Origin of the sequence: Halomonas sp. Ps84H-12, from assembly GCF_024124725.1 — a bacterium.
Taxonomy (GTDB): Bacteria; Pseudomonadota; Gammaproteobacteria; order Pseudomonadales; family Halomonadaceae; genus Vreelandella; species Vreelandella aquamarina.
In genome coordinates this window covers 114,584-134,815 of the sequence record NZ_JAMXSJ010000005.1, presented here as the reverse complement: position 1 = coordinate 134,815, position 20,232 = coordinate 114,584, and the positions used below count along the sequence as shown (strand labels likewise).

Below are 20,232 nucleotides of genomic sequence, written 5' to 3'. Positions count from 1 at the left end.
ACGTTTAAGCCTCGTTTTCAGCACTCAGCGAGTGGGGCAAACGGCGACCCAGTAGGCTAACCCAGCGCACCAGCACCGGTGCATCACTGTGGCTAACCTCGCTCAATAGGCGACGGAACGCCTCTTTTGCCTGCTGATCATGGGGTGAAATCCGCGTAAGCCAAAGCTCCAAGGCCGCTAACTCTTGATGGCGGTTGCCGTGTTCCCGTGACTGCACAATCGCCATTTCGGCAAGCGCCTTTACTTCACTGGCCGGGTGCCCCAGCAAGTCACGCACTCTGGCCAGTTGAGTCGCCAACTCGGGCAAAAAGAGCGTGGTGCGCTCTCGGGCAATCACCAAACACTGATCCAGATACTCCTCGGCGGCCTTTAACTCGCCAAGTTCAATACAGGCATCTGAGTACCAAAGGACGGGGCGCTGGAAACGATCTCGCCCATTCAGCTCAGCCATCTGGTCCAGACTATCTCTTAATTGAACTAAACCAGCGTGATCCCCCGCCATGGCCCTCTGCCAACCCAACACACCTTGGGCGGAGAGTTGCCACAGCTGAAGGTCCGGCGTGCCCGTCATGGCGGCCGCGCGCTCAGCATGGCGTGCCGCAAGATGCACATGCCCTAATTGGCGATAGAGCGCTGCGGCAAACATTAACGCCATGGCAAGCGTTCCCGGATGACCAATTTTCTCAGCAAGACGGATGGCTGACGAGACGTGACGCTCGGCGCGCTGATAGTCGCCACGTAAACAGAGTGCCCAGCCCTGGAAGCAGGCAGCTGTCACTTGCGGGTGATCCGAGAAGGGCAGCCACTCGATCATCATTTGCGCATTGAGCGGGTCGATTTCATCCAGGTGGTCATGGGCCTGCTGAATTCGTCCGGCCCAGTACTCACAGTGCGCCCGGGCATAGTCGGCCAAACGGCGATAGCGCGGGTCTTCCAGACGCTCGGCAATATCCGCCAAGGTAGAGGCAAGTGCAAACGCATCGGCATGGGCGTAGCGCTGGCTGCGGCCTACCCACAGCCCCCACTTGACTAGGAAAATTTGTTCTAAATCTTCCGGGTCGTCCGGCGAATCACCACCGGATTGACGCAGCAGCTCCCGGGCGCGCACAAAGCTTTCGTGGGCAGTGGGCGAGCCATGGCCTTCCAGCGCAAACGCTGCCTGCCCACGCACGGTAAGTAGGCTGACCTCACGCTCCACTTCATGGTCAACGTGGCGCAAACTGGCCAAACCGAAGTCGGCCATCCGCAGCGCCGTACGGTTCGCGCTCACCTTCAGCGCTTCACGAGCAGACAGTTCGAAATAGCGCGCGCCTCGAGCGTAGTGGCCGCTGCGGCGCAGATGGGTGGCAAAATCCCCCGGATGGCGGCTGATCCACACAGGGAAGCGCTCTTCAATCAGCGTAACGACCTGCTGGTGCAGCTTGACCCGTACATCCCGGGGGCAGGAGAGATAAGCCGCTTCTTGTAGTAGCTGATGGCTAAACTGGTACTCGTGCTCGCCGCTCTCTTTATCAACCGGCTCAATAATTTCCAGCAGGCGCATATGCTCTACGGCTTGAGAAATCCGCGCTTTATCCCAGCCGCTGCATTCAGCCAGGAAGTCGAGGCGGAAGCGTTTACCCAGCACCGCCGCAATATGGGCAATTTCCCGATCCCCTTCCAGCTGATCGATACGGCTGGCCAGCAGGCCAAGCAGCCCTTTGGGCAATTCATCGAACTGAACACTACGCCCTTCGCGACGATCCATATCCAGGCGACGGCAAATCTCCTGCATATAGAGCGGCACGCCATCGCATCGCTCAATAATTTGGTTACGCAGTCGAGGGCTTAAATGCATACGATAGCGGCGCGATAGCTGGGAGAGCAGCCGAGACGACTGCAGCGCATCGAGCTTGCCGAGGGTAATTTGCTGATCCCAATGCAGCTTCACTGGTAGCGCTTCACGACCGTGATGACTGGCCACCAGCATGAAGGCTGTATTGATGGGCAGACGAGCTTGTAAACCGGCCAATACTTTGAAGGAGGGTTCGTCCAACCACTGTAGATCATCAACCATCAAGACGAGAGTCTGGGCGCCAGCGCGCTGGTCGATCAGACGGTGCAGCAGTTTCACGACCAACTCTACCGCTTCCCCGCTTTGGGTAAGCTGAGTAATTTCCTGAACGTCCCTAACCCCCAGCGCCTCTTCCAACAGCTGTTGGCGAGCATCGTCTAGCGCTGTATCACCCAACGATGCCTGCAACTCATACAATGCTGCTTGAGTAGGCGTGGCGCCTAGATGCCACGCCAAGAGAGAACGGGCCACCCCGTAAGGCTCTAACACCGACAAGCGTGTGGTTGGCTGCCAACAGATAGCGGCGTCGCGGCTAAGTTCAAGCTGACGAAAACCAACCATCAGCGCCGATTTTCCCATGCCTGAGGCCCCCCGCACCAAGACACTTTGCCTTAAGCCGATACCCGCTCTTGCCAGCGCATCACGCAGCGTACGCAGAGACGTTTCGCGGCCGACCAGACTGGGCGGCAGCGCATCCCGGCCGCCTTCATTCTGGCCTAACACCAGCGCCCGCAAGCGCACTCGACCATCGCTTGCCATCAAGCGCGACACCAAGCGCGGCTGCAGGTCCAGTGCCGGGGGCATGTGCTGGCTGGCTTCTTGAGAAATCACTAGTTCACTACCTTCAGCAGCGCCCATTAGCTCAAGGGAGATCTGTGTGACTTGGCCAAGCGGGTCAGCCAACTGGCGTTCAGGCAGATAGACCACACGGCCGCTATGTAACCCAGCCGCCAGCTCAAACGAAGGCGCTTCCCCTTCCCCACTCCAATGGCGCTGAGTTTCCTGCGGCAGCGCTTGGCGGCAGTGTTCATAGAGCGCTACCAGCTCGGCAAGCTGATGCGCAGGGCCGTGGGTGCCGAAACACGCCAGTCCCAAACCGCCGGTGGCCCCAGGCAGCCAGAAGCCACCTAAGTGATGGCACTGCTGCTCTAGCCAGCGCAATAGTTCCAGCTGAAGCGCTAGACAGTTACGAGTTGCCGCCCGGTCTTGCCAGTCGCCTTTCAGACGTAAGCGAATCGCCATGACCGACAGTTGGCGAAGCTCAATCTCATCTTCACGCAGCGGCTTACTATCGGCTGCCAGTGCACGAGAAAAAGCGCCCTGGGGCGACAAGGCTCGCGGGTCGTGGTGGCCGTCCGACCAGTAGCTGGCCAACTGTAAGAAACCGGGCTCCGGCTGCTGGCCCGACAGCGCGAGCAACTGCAAATAGCTGTTGTACTGTTCATGAGCAGCGGCCATTTGATTTTTTTCGGCCAGTTGACGCACCAAACGTTCATGGAAAGGCCCATAGCCTGAAAAGCGGCTCACCAGGCCTTCCAGCATGTCGTCTGGCGTTTCGTCATGAGCCTCGAGCACTTGCTCGGCAAACCGGATCACCCGCTGACGCCACTCATTGCGCACCTGCACTAGCCAGCGCTGAAATTCGCTGCAACTTGCCAACTGCAACTCTTCAATTAGATCGCCTTGGTAGCATGACATCACCTCCTCAAGGGTTTCTAAATCCTTGGGGCCTTCTAGCAACTGCTGCAGGTCATGTAGATCTACCTGCCAGTGGGCAGGTAAATGAAAGGCGATAGTCTGTCGCGATACGTTCAATACCTGATCGGCGTTATCACCCATGGACTGACGCAGGCAGTGCAACGCGTGGCGCAAGTTGGTACGACCTGACGAAAGCCCCTGGTCTGGCCAGAGCAGCTCAGCCAGTGCCGCACGATTGACCGGCTGGCGATGCAACAAAAGATACACCAACAGGGCCTTAACTTTGTCGTAATTGAAATGAGTGAGTACATCCTCCCCCTGGGTTAAGGAGAAGTGACCAAACAAGGTCAGCTGGTCTGTCTGTTGAGCATCGCGCATGATACACATCCCGCCTAACTAGCAGCGCCTTAAGCGGGCACGCCGCTATGGAAACGAAACGCCGTATCCGGAGTCGTCATCAGCTCCGCTTCACGTGCGACAAAGAAGGCAATACGGTCATCAATCGGCTCAGCGGTCTGTTGGCGCGCCAACAGCAGATAATCTTCAAAATGGCGCCCTTCTGACTTCACCAGCGTGCGGTAGAACTTCGCCAGTTCTTCGTCTAAGTAAGGGATAAGGCGGGCAAAACGCTCACAGCTTCGTGCCTCAATTAATGCGCCAATAATCAGTACATCGATTAAGCGCTCAGGATCGTTACTGCGTAAATGTTTGCGCAGCCCCTCGGCATAGCGCGAGGCAGTGAGGTGATGATAGGCCACACCACGCTTTTCCATCAGGCCCACCACTTGTTCAAAGTGCAGCAGCTCTTCGCGGGCAAGCTGAGACATTTTGCTTAATAAAAGCGGCTGATCGACATAGCGGTAAAGCAAGCTCATCGCGGTGGAAGCCGCCTTCTTCTCACACTGCGCATGGTCAATCAGCAGCGTTTCAGGATTGGCAAGCGCCCACTGCAACCACGCATCAGGCGTTGGGCAGGCAAGAAACTGATGCAGACTTTCTGGTAGCAAATCATCCGCTGAAAGGGAGTGATCTGCTGTTTTTAGTGCCATTAGTTGTATAGACATAATACCGCTACCGAGCGCTTATCTCACTATTGTATAACATATAAACGCCGTTGGCGTTTGTTCCCTAGCTATCCGAAGGCCACTTATTTAATGGCGCCTCAATTCTCATATAGCATATTTCTAATATATAAGCCCAGCTTATTTGGCGCTCCACACACCGCCTAAACCACTTCACTACGTTACTTAATAACGAATTAATCGTATGCCTATGGTAACGCGGCATCACAATAATCACACCCGCGCTTACCTCAAAACACCCCTGCTGGTAAAAAACTTTCAGATTTTGGGCACATTAACTAAAAAAGCCGCAAGAAAGGAGCTCAATATCAGCGCCTCAACATAAAGTACAAGCAGGCACTTAGCTTGGCTTCTTAACATTGTCGACAGTTTCCCGTAGAATCCCTCTCATCCACCAGACGCTGTTTGTCAAGCGTCTGTCACGTGTCCGAACGCTTCACCCACCGTGCTAGTAGTCGTTCGGCACCACTGATTCATCACTACTAAGAAGATGAGAGGGCCCCAACGTGCTTGAAGCTTACCGCCAACATGTCGAGGAACGCGCCGCAGAGGGCGTCCCACCTAAGCCCCTAACCGCCGAGCAAGTCGCCGCCTTAATTGAGCTGCTCAAAGCGCCCCCGGCGGGTGAAGAGGAATTCATCCTTGACCTGATCACCAACCGCGTTCCGCCCGGTGTTGATGAGGCCGCCTACGTAAAAGCGGGCTTTTTGACCGCGATTGCTAAAGGGGAAGCCACCTCTCCATTAATTGATAAAATTCACGCCGTTAAACTGCTAGGCACCATGCAAGGCGGCTACAACATCGCCACCCTGGTCGAGCTGCTGGACGATGCCGAGCTCGCCAAGGAGGCCGGCGAACAGCTCAAGCACACCCTGCTGATGTTCGATGCCTTCCACGACGTGGAAGAGCGCGCCAAGGCCGGCAACGCGGTGGCCAAGGACGTCATGCAGTCCTGGGCCGAGGCCGAGTGGTTCCTCTCCAAGCCGGCACTGGCCGAGAAGATAACCCTTACCGTCTTCAAGGTGCCGGGCGAGACCAACACCGACGACCTCTCCCCCGCGCCGGACGCCTGGTCGCGCCCCGATATTCCACTGCATGCCAACGCCATGCTCAAGAACGAGCGCGAAGGCATCGTGCCTGAAGTACAAGGCACCACTGGCCCGCTCAAGCAGATCGAAGACGTCAAAGCCAAAGGCTTCCCGGTTGCCTACGTAGGTGACGTGGTAGGTACCGGGTCTTCACGCAAGTCAGCCACTAACTCCGTGCTGTGGTTCTTCGGCGACGACATCCCCTACGTGCCCAACAAGCGCGCTGGCGGCTTCTGTTTCGGCGGTAAAATCGCGCCTATCTTCTTCAATACCATGGAAGATTCCGGTGCACTGCCGGTAGAAATGGACGTTTCCAAGCTGGAAATGGGCGACGTCATTGACGTTTATCCCTACGAAGGCAAAGTGTGCAAGCACGGCACCGATGAAGTGTTGAGCACTTTCGAACTAAAAACTCAGCTGATTCTTGACGAAGTGCGCGCCGGTGGCCGTATCCCGCTGATCATCGGCCGTGGCCTGACCGGTAAAGCGCGCGAGTCGCTAGGCTTGGCGCCTTCAGACGTATTCCGCCTGCCCGACCAGCCTGTCGATACCGGCAAAGGCTTCACCCTGGCGCAGAAGATGGTCGGCAAGGCCTGCGGCATGGATGGCGTACGCCCCGGCATGTATTGCGAGCCGAAGATGACCACTGTGGGCTCGCAAGATACCACTGGTCCGATGACCCGTGACGAACTGAAAGACTTGGCTTGCCTAGGTTTCCAGGCAGACTTGGTAATGCAGTCGTTCTGCCACACGGCGGCATATCCGAAGCCAGTAGATGTGGACACTCACCACACCCTGCCCGACTTCATCATGAACCGCGGCGGCGTCTCGCTGCGTCCGGGCGACGGCATCATCCACAGCTGGTTGAACCGCATGCTGCTGCCGGACACCGTGGGTACTGGCGGTGACTCCCACACCCGCTTCCCGCTGGGCATTTCGTTCCCTGCCGGTTCTGGCCTGGTGGCCTTCGCCGCTGCTACGGGCGTCATGCCGCTGGACATGCCGGAATCCGTTCTGGTGCGTTTCAAAGGCAAGCGCCAGCCGGGCGTCACCCTGCGCGACTTGGTTCACGCCATTCCGTTGTACGCCATCAAACAAGGCCTACTGACCGTCGAGAAATCCGGCAAGAAAAACGCCTTCTCTGGTCGCGTGCTGGAGATCGAAGGCCTGGAAGACCTCACCGTTGAGCAGGCATTTGAGCTTTCCGACGCGTCCGCTGAGCGTAGCGCCGCTGGCTGTACCATTACGCTGTCTGAAGAGAGCGTGACCGAGTACCTGAAATCCAACATCACGCTGCTGAAGTGGATGATTGCTAATGGCTACGGCGACGAGCGCACCATCAGCCGTCGTATCGAAGGCATGGAAGCGTGGCTGGCCAACCCGAGCCTAATGCGCGCCGACAAAGACGCCGAGTACGCCGAAGTCATCGAGATCGACCTCAGCGAGATCAAGGAGCCTGTTCTCTGCGCTCCCAACGATCCGGACGACGCTCGCCTGCTCTCCGACGTGGCTGGCGAGAAGATCGACGAAGTGTTTATCGGTTCGTGCATGACCAACATCGGTCACTTCCGTGCCGCCGGTAAGCTGCTGGAGAAACAGCCTGCGGGCAGCCTGAAGACCCGCCTGTGGTTGGCGCCGCCGACCAAGATGGATCAGCACCAGCTGACCGAAGAGGGTTACTACGGCATCTATGGCCGTGCAGGCGCCCGCATGGAAATGCCGGGATGTTCACTGTGTATGGGTAACCAGGCACGCGTTGCAGCGAAGAGCACCGTGGTGTCCACGTCTACACGTAACTTCCCGAACCGTCTGGGCGATGGTGCAAATGTTTACCTCGCCTCGGCAGAGCTAGCAGCGGTTGCTGCTGTAGAAGGTCGTCTGCCCACCGTTGATGAGTATCAGCGTTACATGGGTGAGTTTGACGCCATGGCAGGCGAGATCTATCGCTACATGAACTTCCACGAAATCGAGGAGTATCAAAAAATCGCCTCGAACGTGATTCCGGTAGCCCAAGAGGCTTAATCGCCAGTGGCACCGACCCATCGCCGATGCTCGCAACATCGCAGCCTGGGTAATCCCTCGCTGAGCCGATGACAGAACGCCCCTTCCTATTGAGGTTGGGGCGTTTTTTATGACGCTGTGAACATAGCGCTGTAACCATAGGAGTAACTCATGACAACGACAACCCAAATGGTCACCCCCGATCTATGCGACGCTTACCCCGACGTAGAGGTGCTAGAGCCCCTCTTTGCTAACTTCGGCGGTGTCGACAGCTTTTATGGCCCAATTCGCACGGTAAAGTGCTTCGAAGATAACTCAATGGTCAAACAGGCTGTAGCGGAGCCTGGCGAAGGTGCCGTACTGGTTGTGGATGCCGGTGGCTCTCATCGCTGCGCGATGTTAGGCGATATGCTGGCAGAGCAGGCAGCGCAAAATGGTTGGGCAGGCGTATTGATGTACGGTTGCGTGAGAGATGTCGACATTTTGGCCACGCTTCCTTTAGGCGTGCAGGCACTCGGCAGCCACCCGCGTAAAAGCGAAAAGCGCGGCGAAGGCCAGCGGGATATCGCCGTAACGTTTGCGGGCGTTACTTTAAGAGTTGGCCAGTGGCTGTATGCTGATAATAACGGCATTATCATCGCCGAGCAGCCCTTAAAGCTCTCCTAATCCCGCTTGTCAAGGGTGGCAGTTAGTGCCACCCTGATGCTTCACTCTGACACTTTTGTGACTATGCAGCCGCTCACTCAATTAGGCAACGCCCTTCTTCGCACTCTCCGAGATCACCTCCGTCCGCTCATAGCTTATCACTTGCTGTTTACCCTACTGGCCTCTGCCTTATTGGTACCGGCCGTTGCCTGGGTATCGCAACGCTTTTTGGCACAGCTAAACCGCACGGTGGTCACCACGGATGCACTCTTAGCGCTGCTCTTCAGCCCATTAGGGCTATTGGTCATGCTGGTGGGCCTTGGCTTTACGTTTTTACTCATTTACTGGCAGCAGGCTGGCATGTTGCAAGTGGCTGTCCGGCCAAAAGATAACCATTACCGGCTAGCGTTCGAGGCGCTCTGGTTGAGCACACGACGGCTTCCCGCTCTGGCGGTGCTGGTGATTCTCCAGGTCGGGGCTCACCTATTGCTGCTTGCCCCTTTTATGATGGCGCTTACCTGGCTATACGATCTATGGCTTAGCGGTGTCGACCCCTACTATTTGCAGCGCATTCGCCCTCCTGTGCTGTGGTACTTTTTAGCTTGCGCGACACCGTTGGTGGTTATCTGGATGATCTTAGCAGCGTGGCTGTATCTGCGCTGGCTGCTGGCACTGCCACTAGTGTCGCTGGAATCTTGCTCACCGTATCAAGCACTCACGCGAAGCGTTTATTTAACACGTGGCTGGCACCGCTCTATTGGAGTGGCTGTGCTCACCCTGCTACTGATCATTATTAGCTTACCCATTATTACCACATGGCTGTTTGACATGCTGGTCACGCCCTTATTGTGGTGGCTACCAGAGCACAACACGGTGCTGATTCCAGCGATGCTGGCCTATTTAACCGGCTATGTGCTGGTAACACTCACCATCACTTTCCTTGGTATTGCTACTAACGCTCTGCTGTCCGCCTGCCTCTACTTACAGCTGGCCCATCACGAACCACGCCCTGCGCCGCCTTCCCACGATGCCCACCCTGGACGCATGGCATGGGCGATTGAACTTAGCGTGCTGCTGCTCGCTGGGCTACAGGCGTGGTGGATTCTTAACAGTTTTGAGATTCGCGATAACGTGGCCATCATCGCCCATCGCGGAAGCTCCATGGTGGCACCGGAAAACACCCTTGCTGCCGTGTCTCAAGCGCTGAAGGATGGCGCTGACGCCGTAGAGCTGGATGTTCGCCTGAGCGCCGATAATCAGGTCATGCTCTATCACGACCGAACGCTCGCCCGCCTCACCAGTGATCCTCGAGAATTTGGCGACCTCACCCGTAGCGAACTCAGCGAGTTTGATGTGGGTAGTTGGTTTGGCGACGCCTTTCAAGGGGAGCGCATAGCGGGGCTGGATGAGGCGTTGGCCGCCGTCCGCGGGCGCGCATCGCTGATGATCGATATGAAAGCCCTACCGGGACAAGAAGAGAGGCTGGCACAAGCAGTCATCGATGCACTGGGGCAGGAAAGCGACATACGCTATCGCTGCTGGGCCACCCAGCAAGAAGCACTAACAGCCGTGACGGCCTGCGGCTTTCCTAACGCACTGATGGATATGCGTCTGGCGACCACGTCGCCTGCACTGGTGCGCTACATCAAGCAACAGGCCCCGGGGCTGCGTGTTACTCTGCTAGCACAGCTCATTCTTCCAGGCACCCTAGACCGACGCCAATTTGATGCATTAGGCCTGCGGCATAACCGCATTAGCGCCCAAGAGGTGCGCCTGGCGGCGCTTTTCGGTTACGAGATTCATGCCTGGACGGTCAACGATCGGGCGCGCATGTCGGCACTGATAGACCTCGGCGTTGATGCCATCATTACCGATTATCCTGATCGCTTGCACGCCTTAACAGAAGACCGCCGTGCGCTAAGCGACGGCGGTCTTATGCTGGTCAAGCTACGCAACTGGTTACGTCAGTAACAGTCGGGGCGTCGTTTACTCACCCATCACGACGCCTTCCCGACGCGGGTCGGCACCACCAAACAGTGTGCCATCCTCCAATCGCCGAATCGCCTGAAGGCCGCTCGTGAGCTCACGTTCGCTCACGTTGTGACCCCGCTCACGCAGCGATTCGATGATCTCTTCAGGGAAGCGACCCTCCTCTAAGTAAACATCACCACCCAACGTAATCGCATGGGGAAGACTCAGCGCTTCCTGAGCGTTCAACCCCCAATCGCGCATTGCTGCCAGTGTTCGAGCAGTATAGTGGATGATCGCAGCGCCACCAGGGGAGCCGAGACTCGCCACCAGCGCACCGGTTTCCTGATCAAATACCAAGGTGGGGCTCATACTAGAGCGTGGCCGCTTACCAGGCTCCACTCGGTTAGCCACCGGCTGCCCGTCCACCTCAGGAGTAAAAGAGAAATCCGTCAGCTCGTTATTCAATAAATAGCCGCCAGGCAGGTCAGTGCCGCCATCTGCCAGAATACGTGAACCAAAGGCTTGCTCAATGGTGGTCGTCATCGCAATCGCATTGCCATCGGCATCCACAATGCTGATATGGCTGGTGCCATACTCAGGTTGCTCGGGCTGGCTGGCAAAGCTAACAGCCAATTCACCTGGATTGCCCGGCTCGGCGTTCTCACCCATGCTCTCTTCACCGATTAGCTCGCTGCGTTTACCAAGGTAATCAGGCGCTAGCATGAGCGACCAGTCACCGCCCGGTGCCTCGACAAAGTCAGGGTCAGCGATGTAGCGGCCCCGGTCAGCAAACGCCAGCCGCGAGGCTTCTAGAAATTGATGCAGCCAGCCACTACTGGTCACGCCATTTTCCAGCGGCGCCTCCAACAGCGGTTGCTGGTCCAGCATACCGAGAATTTGCATGATCGTTAGATGGCCAGAAGAGGGAGGAGGAAACCCGCACACTTCCCACTGCTGCCAGGGGGTGCATAGCGGCTCACGCTCAAGAGATTGGTAACCACTGATGTCATCAAGCGAGATCTTACCGGGTCGAACCGGATGCGACTGCACCTGCTCAACGAGATCCTCCGCGACCTCACCTTCATAAAAGGCAGCGCTGCCCTCTTCTGCAATGCGACGCAAAATAGCGGCTAAGGCAGGATTTTTTAGTGTGGTGCCCACTTCCAGGGGCTCTCCATCGGCGGAGTAATAAAACGCTTGAGCCAGGTCGTTTTCGCGCAGATATTCGTCATTAGCCAGGCTGGTGTGCAGCCGCTGGCTCACCGCGAACCCCTCTTCCGCCAGTGTAATCGCGGGGGTAAAGAGTTCTTGCCAAGCCAACTGGCCGTGCTCAGCATGGGCCTGTTCCAACATACGCAAGGTACCGGGCACGCCCACCGACAACCCGCTGGCGACCGCTTCCATAAAAGGCAGCGGCTCGCCATCTTCCATAAAGAGCTCGCCGGTTACGGCGGCAGGCGCCGTTTCACGGCCATCATAAGCCTGTACATCAGCACCATCAAAGTGCATCAAAAATGCGCCGCCACCAATCCCACTGGATTGCGGCTCCACCAGAGTTAATACCATTTGTACGGCGACCGCCGCATCAATGGCATTCCCCCCAGCCTTGAGCACCTGATAGCCCGCGTCGGTAGCCAGCGGGTTAGCCGCCGCCACCGCGAAGGAGTCTGCCGCCCATCCCGGCTTCTCCTCAAAGCCTGACCCTACTTCCGGTGTAATGGAGGGTGTTTCGTAACCAAACCCCCAACTCACCATTGGCGCCAGCAGTAAACCAGTGAGTGAGAGCGCCCTTTTTGGCAGCATAACCTTTCTCCTTAAACCGTGTCTCAGACGTGAATCACCAAGGCGTAACCGCCTTTTGAGCGCTCAAGCAATAGCGTAGCCTATAAAACGACTGCGCCCGGCACAATGGCCAGGCGCAAAATAGCAAGCACGCTAATCAAGCTGAAGGAGGCTAAGCAATAGTTTCCCCCGCCAACATGAACCACGTTTCCAGCACTGCATCGGGGTTGAGTGACACGGAGTCAATGCCCTGCTCCATCAACCACTTGGCAAGATCCGGGTGGTCCGAAGGGCCTTGGCCGCAGATCCCCACGTACTTACCTTTCTCTTTACAGGCCTTAATAGCCATGGCCAGCAGCTTTTTCACCGCGGGGTTACGTTCGTCAAACAAGTGCGCCACGATGCCTGAATCCCGATCCAAGCCCAGCGTTAACTGGGTAAGGTCATTCGAGCCAATGGAGAAGCCATCGAAATACTCGAGGAACTCGTCCGCCAATAGCGCGTTGGCAGGCAATTCACACATCATGATGATCTTCAAACCATCAGGGTGCTCATCACCGCCACGCTGCAAACCGTTAGCCGCTAGCAGATCGACTACTTCACGCGCTTCATCCGTGGTGCGCACAAACGGCACCATGATTTCGACGTTGGTCAGCCCCATGTCGTCACGCACACGTTTCAGCGCGCGACATTCGAGCTCGAAACAAGGACGAAATGCCTCGGAGATATAGCGAGAAGCCCCACGGAAACCCAGCATAGGGTTCTCTTCACCGGGCTCGTAGAGCTTACCGCCTATCAGGTTTTCATACTCGTTGGATTTGAAATCCGATAGACGGACAATCACACGCTGTGGATGGAAAGCTGCCGCTAGCGTAGAGATCCCTTCAACTAATTTATCGACGTAAAAGCTCACCGGGTCGGCGTAACCAGCAGTACGTAGATCGATCACCTGCTGAAGATCCGCAGGCAGCGTATCGTACTCAAGCAGCGCTTTCGGGTGCACACCAATCATGCGATTGATGATGAATTCAAGACGCGCCAAGCCAACGCCTGCATGGGGCAAACTAGCGAAACCGAAAGCGCGATCCGGGTTGCCCACGTTCATCATAATTTTAAACGGAATCTCCGGCATGGAATCAACGCTGGACACGTTGCAGTCAAATGCCAGCAACCCTTCATAAACGTGGCCGGTATCCCCTTCCGCACACGAAACCGTAACGTCAATGCCTTCTTGTAGCTGCGTGGTCGCATCGCCACAGCCAACCACCGCAGGAATGCCCAATTCCCGGGCAATAATCGCCGCGTGGCAGGTACGCCCACCACGGTTAGTCACGATTGCCGAGGCGCGCTTCATGATGGGCTCCCAATCTGGGTCCGTCATGTCGGTGACCAAGATGTCGCCTTCTTGAATTTTGTCCATCTCGTCTGGGCTGAGGACAATCTTAACTGCCCCGCGGCCGATACGCTGGCCAATGGCCCGGCCAGTAATCAGCGTGCGCCCTTTCTCACGCAGTTGGAAGCGCTCAAGCTTACCGCCCTCCTGCTGTGACACGACGGTTTCAGGACGCGCTTGAACGATATAGAGCTTGCCGTCATCGCCATCCAATGCCCACTCAATATCCATCGGGCGCTGGTAGTGTTGCTCAATGGTCACTGCTTGACGAGCAAGATCCATCACCTGCTCATCGTTGATGCAGAAGCGGCCACGGTCTTTGAAAGGCACGTCAACGGTTTCAACAGATTTACCGGCGCTGGCATCTTGGCCGTAAACCATCTTGATCAACTTGGACCCTAACGTGCGGCGCAGAACGGCCGGGCGGCCAGCAGCCAGGGTGGGCTTGTGAACATAGAACTCGTCAGGATTGACGGCTCCCTGCACCACGGTTTCGCCCAGCCCCCAAGAGGCCGTGACAAAAACGGCATCACGGTAGCCAGATTCGGTATCCAGGGTAAACATAACGCCTGATGCGCCGGTTTCAGAGCGCACCATCTTTTGAACGCCCGCTGACAGCGCAACATTCTCGTGGGCGTAGCCACGATGCACACGGTAGGAGATGGCGCGATCGTTAAACAGCGAGGCAAACACTTCATGCACCGCATGTTTGATATTGGCAAAACCTTCAATGTTCAAGAAGGTTTCCTGCTGCCCAGCGAAGGAGGCATCGGGAAGGTCTTCCGCCGTGGCGGAGCTGCGCACGGCTACTTTGAGGCTTGGATGTTGCGTTTGGAGCTGTTCGTAGGCATCGCGAAGCGCGGCTTCAAAGCCAGGCGGCAGCGGTGTATCAATGATCCACTGGCGAATCGTTTTTCCTGCCTCAGCCAGTGCTTTGACATCATCGACATCTAAACGAGCAAGCTTGTCGTTAATGCGGTCGTTCAGACCTTCGTGAGAGAGAAACTCGCGGTACGCGTGAGCAGTGGTCGCGAAGCCGCCTGGCACCGTGACGCCTACACCCGATAAATTGGAAATCATTTCGCCAAGCGAAGCGTTTTTACCACCCACGCGTTCGACGTCTGCCATACCTAGCTGATCGAACCACAGAATGTACTCTTCCACGCAACCCCCTCGCTTTTAGACTTCGTTACGACCCGTTGGGACGACACTAATAGACGTTGTCACCCTAGCACTGCGGCAGCGTATTCGCCATTGGTCTAACAGCGAAGGGAGTGGAGGATTTTTACAACAAATACACGAAATTAGCGTTTTATGTAGTATCGACTAGGCGTTGTGCTCGTCGTTTGCACAGCACACAATAGCTTATCTATGAACATGGCAGACTGGCGGATCAGGTTATGAAACGAACAGCTTTCTTTATTTCGGATGGTACCGGCATCACCGCAGAAAGCTTAGGGCGCAGTCTCTTAGCGCAGTTCAGTGATGTGGAGATCAATATGCTGACTAAACCGTATATTGATACGGTTGAAAAAGCACAGGCACTGGCACAGATTATCGAATCGACCGCCGTACGCGATGGCTGTAGACCGATCATCATTGATACGATTGTGGATCAACAGATTCGTAACGTTATCCGCCAAGCGTCGGGGTTTAAGGTCGATATTTTTTCGACGTTTCTAGAACCCCTTGAGCAGGAGCTGGAAACGCACTCTTCCTACAGCGTCGGCAGAACACACTCCATCGGTAGCGACGACGTATATATGGATCGCATCCACTCGGTTCACTTTGCACTCGATAACGACGATGGAGCACGCACCCACCAATACGACAAAGCCGATATTATTCTAGTGGGGGTTTCCCGCTGTGGTAAAACGCCGACCTCACTCTACTTGGCGCTGCAGTTCGGCATTCGCGCCGCGAACTATCCGCTCACCGAAGATGACCTGGATGAAGATGGCAGCTTGAAGCTACCCAAAGCGCTGGCACCTCATCGGCACAAGCTGTTTGGCCTTACCATTGATGCACGCCGACTCTCGGCCATTCGTAATGAACGCCGCCCCAATAGCCGCTATAGCTCGATGGATCAGTGCTTACAAGAAGTAGAGCAGGCAGAATCGCTGTACCGGGCAATGCATATTCCGTTTATTGATACGACGCGATTTTCAATAGAAGAGATCTCTACGCGCATGATTGCGGAAACCGGCCTAGCGAGGCGGTTCTCACCCCGCTAGGATTGCGCTAGCTTACATGCCCTTGGGAGCAAAAATTCCAGGGGCATTACGCCAGTAGCCTTTGTAGTCCATACCAAAACCAAACACGTAACGGTCGGCCACTTCTAGGCTGCAGTAATCTGCTTTTAATCCCGGAACGGCTTTGCGGTCGTGCTGCTTGTCGACCAACACTGCGGTAGTCACACTGGCCGCCTGGGCTTCTTTGCAGTATTTCAGAATGGCCGCTAGGGTTGCGCCTTCATCGAGGATGTCGTCAACAATCACTACATGTCGGCCCGCCATGGGAATTTCAGGCGATACGCGCCAGAAAAGCTCACCGCCGCGCAGCTCGTTGCGGTAACGGGTCGCATGTAAATAGTCCACTTCCAGCGGAAAACCAAGACGCGTCAGCAGATGCCCCGTGGTAATGAGCCCGCCATTCATAACGCAGTAAAACACCGGTAGCTTGTCGCCCAAGTCTCGCGTGATCTCTTCCGCCATGCGATCCAACGCTCGCTCAACCTGCTCTTGTGAAATCAGGCAGTCGGCGTTATCCATCAACTCACGCATAGAATCTAACGATTCAAGCGCTTCTTTATCCAACTTGGACATGCTACTTCTCCAAAAACATCTAATAAGAAAACGGTATAAAAATGGAATTAATTCGCTAGCGCTTCGAGCTTGGCATGCGTGCGGCGCCAACGGCCGAGTGCAGCCAGTGCATCCAGTTCAGGCCTAGCACGACCGTAACGCAGCTTGGCAGGCCGTTTATTCAGCACCCCTTGGCAGGCCCCTAGTACCTCAATGGCTGCCGTTCGGTCATTGCAGATCAGCAACATATCGCAGCCAGCGGCCAGCGCCGCTTTGGCACGCTCAGCCGGGCCGCCTGCCTCATGCGCCCCCGTCATGCTTAAATCATCGGAAAAAATACACCCTTTGAACCCCAATGATTCACGCAGCATGCCTAACCAGTTGGGTGAGAACCCTGCAGGGCGAGTATCAAACGCTGAATAAGTCACGTGGGCAGGCATGACGCCGTTCAACACACCCGCTAACTCGCGAAACGGCACGAGGTCTCGGGCTTTCAGCTCGGCCAGGGGTCGCTCATCCACTGGCAGCGCAATATGGGAATCCGCCGCCACTCCGCCATGGCCAGGAAAATGCTTACCAACTGCCGCCATGCCGGCTTCATGCAAGCCTTCGATAAAGGCGCGCCCTAGTTGGGCGACATGCTCTGGATCGCTGCTGAAACTACGGTCGCCAATGACGCTGGAGATACCGCTCTCAACATCCAACACTGGCGCAAAACTCATATCCAACCCACAGGCGGCCATTTCCATCCCCAGCAACCAGCCTGTGTCTTTGGCTAAGGTGAGCCCTGCTACTGGGTCGCTGGCATACAGATCGCCAATTCGCGCCATGGCGGGCAGGTTGGTCACCCCTTTTTTGATCCGCTGGACTCGACCGCCCTCTTGGTCAATACCTAGCAGTAGATCACCACGCACACGACGAATACTGCTGCAGAGCTGCCGCACTTGGTACGCATCTTCGACATTACGGGCGAACAGGATAACGCCGCCCACCGCAGGGTCTTTTAGCAATGTCTTTTCAGCGTTGGATAACTGCGGCCCTTCTAGGTCAAGCATGACCGGGCCAATGGGTTGCGTCATGGGGAGGATCCGACAAAAAGGGCGCCATTTTAGACTAACCGCTTAGCGTGTCAAAATTCTGGCAGGACGCCCGGAAGTGGGCTTAATGCAACCAAACCGGCGTACCGGGTTGGGCGTGTGCAAACAGGTAGTGTAAATCGTGATTTCGCAGGCGGATGCAGCCGTGAGAGGCAGCCACACCCATCGGTTGGTCTTCAGGCGTGCCGTGCAAATAAATGTAGCGCCGCTGGGAGTCCACGTCAGCGCCGCGGTTAACGCCGCGCTCCAGCCCGCAGAGCCACATAATGCGCGTTAGAATCCAGTCTCGCTCAGGGTAATTGGTCGCCAATTCAGGCGAAAATACTTCGCCAGTCCATCGGCGACCACGAAATACCGCATTATCAGGCAAGCCCTTGCCGATAGACGCACGGACATAGTGCCAGCCCAGCGGTGTTTGGCCGCTACCCTCTCGCTGCCCTACGCCAGCAACCCCAGTAGAGATCGCGCACTCATAGTTCACTTCCTTTCCCTGCCACCAGCGCAACCGCTGCCGCTGGGTGTCAATCTCCACCCAACCAGATTGGGAAGGCGGTAATTCAGCTAGCCTGGGCGTTGCCATGGTTTCCCTCTTCAACCGCAGCCGGTAGCGGCGCGTTCATCGCAGCAACAACGACTGGACGTAGCCGCCGCACAAGGTCACGCACCGTCACCTGCTCTTGATAATCCTTTGCAGCAATATCACGCAGGGCATCCAGTCCTGAGAGCGTAAATATCACTGTGCCTAGCATAAAGTGTAGCCGCCAAAAGCGCTCGGCGTCCGGCAGCTCAGGCGTGGCTTTACGCACCAGCTCGGTAAAACGGGTAAATACATCGCCATACTGCTGCTGAATGTAGCGACGCAGATGCCCTTGCGCCTGACTGTAGGCTAACCCTAGTAGCCGCATAAATACCTTCAGGCTATTACGTTCGGCGGGCACTGCCAGTACCGTAGTGGCCATGGTCTCTAACAGCACTTCTAGAGGAATAGGCTGGCCTTGATAGTGAGCTTCTAGCTCGTCCAGTGCGGTGTGAAAACGCTCTGAAAATGGATCGAGATAGCGGGAAAACACCGCTTGAATTAGCGCTTTTTTGGAACCAAAGTGGTAGTTCACGGCCGCCAAATTAACCCGGGCCTTGCTGGTGATATTACGCAGCGACGTCTCGGCAAAGCCTCGCTCTGCAAACAGTACCTCTGCAGTATCTAAAATACGCGTTACCGTATCCGATTGGGCCATAGCGCCCTCCAAAAAACAGGTGTTTTAAACATGGCTGAATACTATGTCATAACCCCTGCTGGCTCAATCTCTTATCCAAATGGTAGTAAGCGTTAACTAAACACTTAACGACTGTCTCGGTTGGGTGTAACTCGTCATGTACTGGACAGAGCAACATACTGTATACTTAAACACATACTGATTAAGCCGACATGTAGCTACTGTCTTTTCACTGTTTTGGAGTTTGGTATGTCGCGTCCACTCACAGCACGTCAGCAGCACGTATTTGATTTTATCGTTAAGACCATGGGTGAGTTTGGCTACCCCCCTACCCGCGCCGAAATTGCCAAAGCGCTGGGATTCCGCTCGCCTAACGCAGCAGAAGAGCATTTGCGTGCGCTCGAGCGCAAAGGCGCTATTCGTATAATTCGCAATACATCACGAGGCATCCGCTTACCTAACCAGGAGCCGCAGGAGCTTACTGAAACGCCAGCGGCTGCAGCACCTGCTACTAATGAGCCGCTGCCCAATGGGCTTCCTGTGATTGGTGAGGTCGCCGCTGGCAGCCCTATCCTTGCGGCTGAACATATTGACCGTTACTGCCCGCTGCCCGCTGAGTACTTCACGCCTAAAGCAGATTACCTGCTACGGGTGCGCGGCCTATCCATGAAAGATGTAGGCATTCTTGAAGGCGACCTTCTGGCCGTGCATCGCACTGACCGCGTTCGCGATGGGCAAATTGTCGTGGCACGATTAGAAGACGAAGTAACGGTCAAGCGTTTTAAACGCCAAGGGCATCAAGTAACACTGATTGCCGAGAACGCAGATTTCGCACCAATTGAGATCGACCTACGCACTCAGCAGCTTGATATTGAAGGCGTGGGTGTTGGTGTTATTCGCGGTGGTAATGGGCAAGCGCTTGGCTAGTTGCCCAACCTGTAAGGCAGGCTACTGCAAGTCGATATAACGGTGGTCATTAAAGGTGGCCACCCAGCTTGGGTGGTACACTAGTAAAATACTCAGCAGCATACCGGTTATAAATGCCTCTGACGGCATCAGTAACGGTAAAAAGCGGGCATACTCTTGGGCGAGATAGACGGCCTCGGGATCAGTGCCCGCTACGATAATCAGCGCAACAGCAGATAGCCCTCCCCCTAAGGTCGCCAAGGCCGTTCCAAAAAAGCCACAAGCAAATAAAAACACCATCAAATTATCAGGCAACCGACGGTCAACGATTCGCCATACAAAACCGGTCACGGTCGCAGGCACAATACCTGTCACCAGCATATTTGCCCCCATTAGCGACCAATCGTTTCTGCCAATAGCCACCATGGCGACATTAATCATCACGTTGCTGATCAACGCCAGCGGCATTTTAAAGACTAGCGTCATCAGCACCGTAAACACCAAGTGAAGCGTTAACCAGTCCACCGCTTGCGCACGCAATTGCCACATCAACATGACGGCCAACGTAGCTGCCATCCAGCGGTGCTGAAGCGCTGTATCCTCAAGTAGTGGCCGCCAGGGGCGCAGGCATAAGCACCAGACGATGACACCCAACGATAAAAGCCACGTCATCACGAGTGCCCACGGTGCCAATACGCTTTGTGCAAACGACATAGC

Annotated in this window: 14 protein-coding genes; 5 read left to right on the top strand and 9 right to left on the bottom strand. The window is 55.9% G+C overall.

Translation table 11 applies throughout. The features are described 5' to 3' along the window. Positions 1–4: 4 nt before the first annotated feature. Both NH344_RS04075 and NH344_RS04070 read right to left on the bottom strand, forming a co-directional pair. Positions 5–3,910 (bottom strand): AAA family ATPase, encoded by a 3,906-nt coding sequence (locus tag NH344_RS04075; RefSeq protein ID WP_253027571.1) that lies wholly within the window; start codon positions 3,908–3,910, stop codon positions 5–7. A 29-nt stretch (positions 3,911–3,939) separates the two neighbouring features. After that, the gene (locus NH344_RS04070; protein ID WP_054640852.1) at positions 3,940–4,596 is read right to left on the bottom strand and encodes a tRNA-(ms[2]io[6]A)-hydroxylase; all 657 of its coding nucleotides are present in this window, start codon (positions 4,594–4,596) and stop codon (positions 3,940–3,942) included. A gap of 524 nt (positions 4,597–5,120) precedes the next feature. On the opposite strand from NH344_RS04070, the gene acnB reads away from it, so the two are divergent. The 3 genes from acnB to NH344_RS04055 all read left to right on the top strand — a co-directional run bounded on the left by acnB (position 5,121) and on the right by NH344_RS04055 (position 10,319). Next, the gene (acnB, locus tag NH344_RS04065; RefSeq protein ID WP_253027570.1) at positions 5,121–7,724 is read left to right on the top strand and encodes a bifunctional aconitate hydratase 2/2-methylisocitrate dehydratase; all 2,604 of its coding nucleotides are present in this window, start codon (positions 5,121–5,123) and stop codon (positions 7,722–7,724) included. A gap of 150 nt (positions 7,725–7,874) precedes the next feature. Continuing rightward, the gene (gene rraA / locus NH344_RS04060) at positions 7,875–8,369 is read left to right on the top strand and encodes a ribonuclease E activity regulator RraA (RefSeq protein WP_062360376.1); all 495 of its coding nucleotides are present in this window, start codon (positions 7,875–7,877) and stop codon (positions 8,367–8,369) included. 6 nt (positions 8,370–8,375) lie between these two features. Continuing rightward, positions 8,376–10,319, top strand: a complete 1,944-nt coding sequence (locus NH344_RS04055) for a glycerophosphodiester phosphodiesterase family protein (protein WP_253027569.1) — start codon at positions 8,376–8,378, stop codon at positions 10,317–10,319. 15 nt (positions 10,320–10,334) lie between these two features. On the opposite strand, the gene ggt is transcribed toward NH344_RS04055, so the two are convergent. Together ggt and ppsA are read right to left on the bottom strand one after the other, a co-directional pair. Continuing rightward, entirely contained in the window at positions 10,335–12,122 is a 1,788-nt protein-coding gene (gene ggt / locus NH344_RS04050) for a gamma-glutamyltransferase (RefSeq protein ID WP_044628286.1), read from the bottom strand. A 151-nt stretch (positions 12,123–12,273) separates the two neighbouring features. Next, positions 12,274–14,658 (bottom strand): phosphoenolpyruvate synthase, encoded by a 2,385-nt coding sequence (gene ppsA / locus NH344_RS04045; RefSeq protein ID WP_253027568.1) that lies wholly within the window; start codon positions 14,656–14,658, stop codon positions 12,274–12,276. A 236-nt stretch (positions 14,659–14,894) separates the two neighbouring features. On the opposite strand from ppsA, the gene NH344_RS04040 reads away from it, so the two are divergent. Continuing rightward, a complete protein-coding gene (locus tag NH344_RS04040; RefSeq protein WP_044628288.1) occupies positions 14,895–15,728 on the top strand; it encodes a pyruvate, water dikinase regulatory protein in 834 nt (277 codons plus the stop codon). Positions 15,729–15,740: 12 nt separating this feature from the next. Here NH344_RS04040 and NH344_RS04035 read toward each other — a convergent pair whose 3' ends face one another. The 4 genes from NH344_RS04035 to NH344_RS04020 form a co-directional block, all read right to left on the bottom strand. Further along, positions 15,741–16,319 carry a hypoxanthine-guanine phosphoribosyltransferase gene (locus tag NH344_RS04035; protein ID WP_089675309.1) on the bottom strand — a complete coding sequence of 193 codons (579 nt, stop codon included), beginning with the start codon at positions 16,317–16,319 and terminating at the stop codon, positions 15,741–15,743. 47 nt (positions 16,320–16,366) lie between these two features. After that, a complete protein-coding gene (gene nagZ / locus NH344_RS04030) occupies positions 16,367–17,377 on the bottom strand; it encodes a beta-N-acetylhexosaminidase (RefSeq protein ID WP_253027567.1) in 1,011 nt (336 codons plus the stop codon). Positions 17,378–17,459: 82 nt separating this feature from the next. Continuing rightward, on the bottom strand, positions 17,460–17,975 hold the full coding sequence (locus tag NH344_RS04025; protein WP_253027566.1) for a L,D-transpeptidase: 516 nt from the start codon (positions 17,973–17,975) through the stop codon (positions 17,460–17,462). Continuing rightward, positions 17,953–18,630, bottom strand: coding sequence for a TetR/AcrR family transcriptional regulator (locus tag NH344_RS04020; protein WP_044628292.1), 678 nt, complete (start codon positions 18,628–18,630; stop codon positions 17,953–17,955). Before NH344_RS04020 ends, NH344_RS04025 begins: the two co-directional genes overlap by 23 nt. A 228-nt stretch (positions 18,631–18,858) precedes the next feature. Here NH344_RS04020 and lexA point away from each other — a divergent pair, with 228 nt between their 5' ends. Beyond that, positions 18,859–19,536 (top strand): transcriptional repressor LexA, encoded by a 678-nt coding sequence (gene lexA, locus NH344_RS04015; protein ID WP_253027565.1) that lies wholly within the window; start codon positions 18,859–18,861, stop codon positions 19,534–19,536. 21 nt (positions 19,537–19,557) lie between these two features. Here the strand turns inward: lexA and NH344_RS04010 are convergent, their stop codons facing one another. Next, positions 19,558–20,229, bottom strand: coding sequence for an energy-coupling factor ABC transporter permease (locus NH344_RS04010; protein ID WP_054640849.1), 672 nt, complete (start codon positions 20,227–20,229; stop codon positions 19,558–19,560). Positions 20,230–20,232 lie beyond the last annotated feature (3 nt).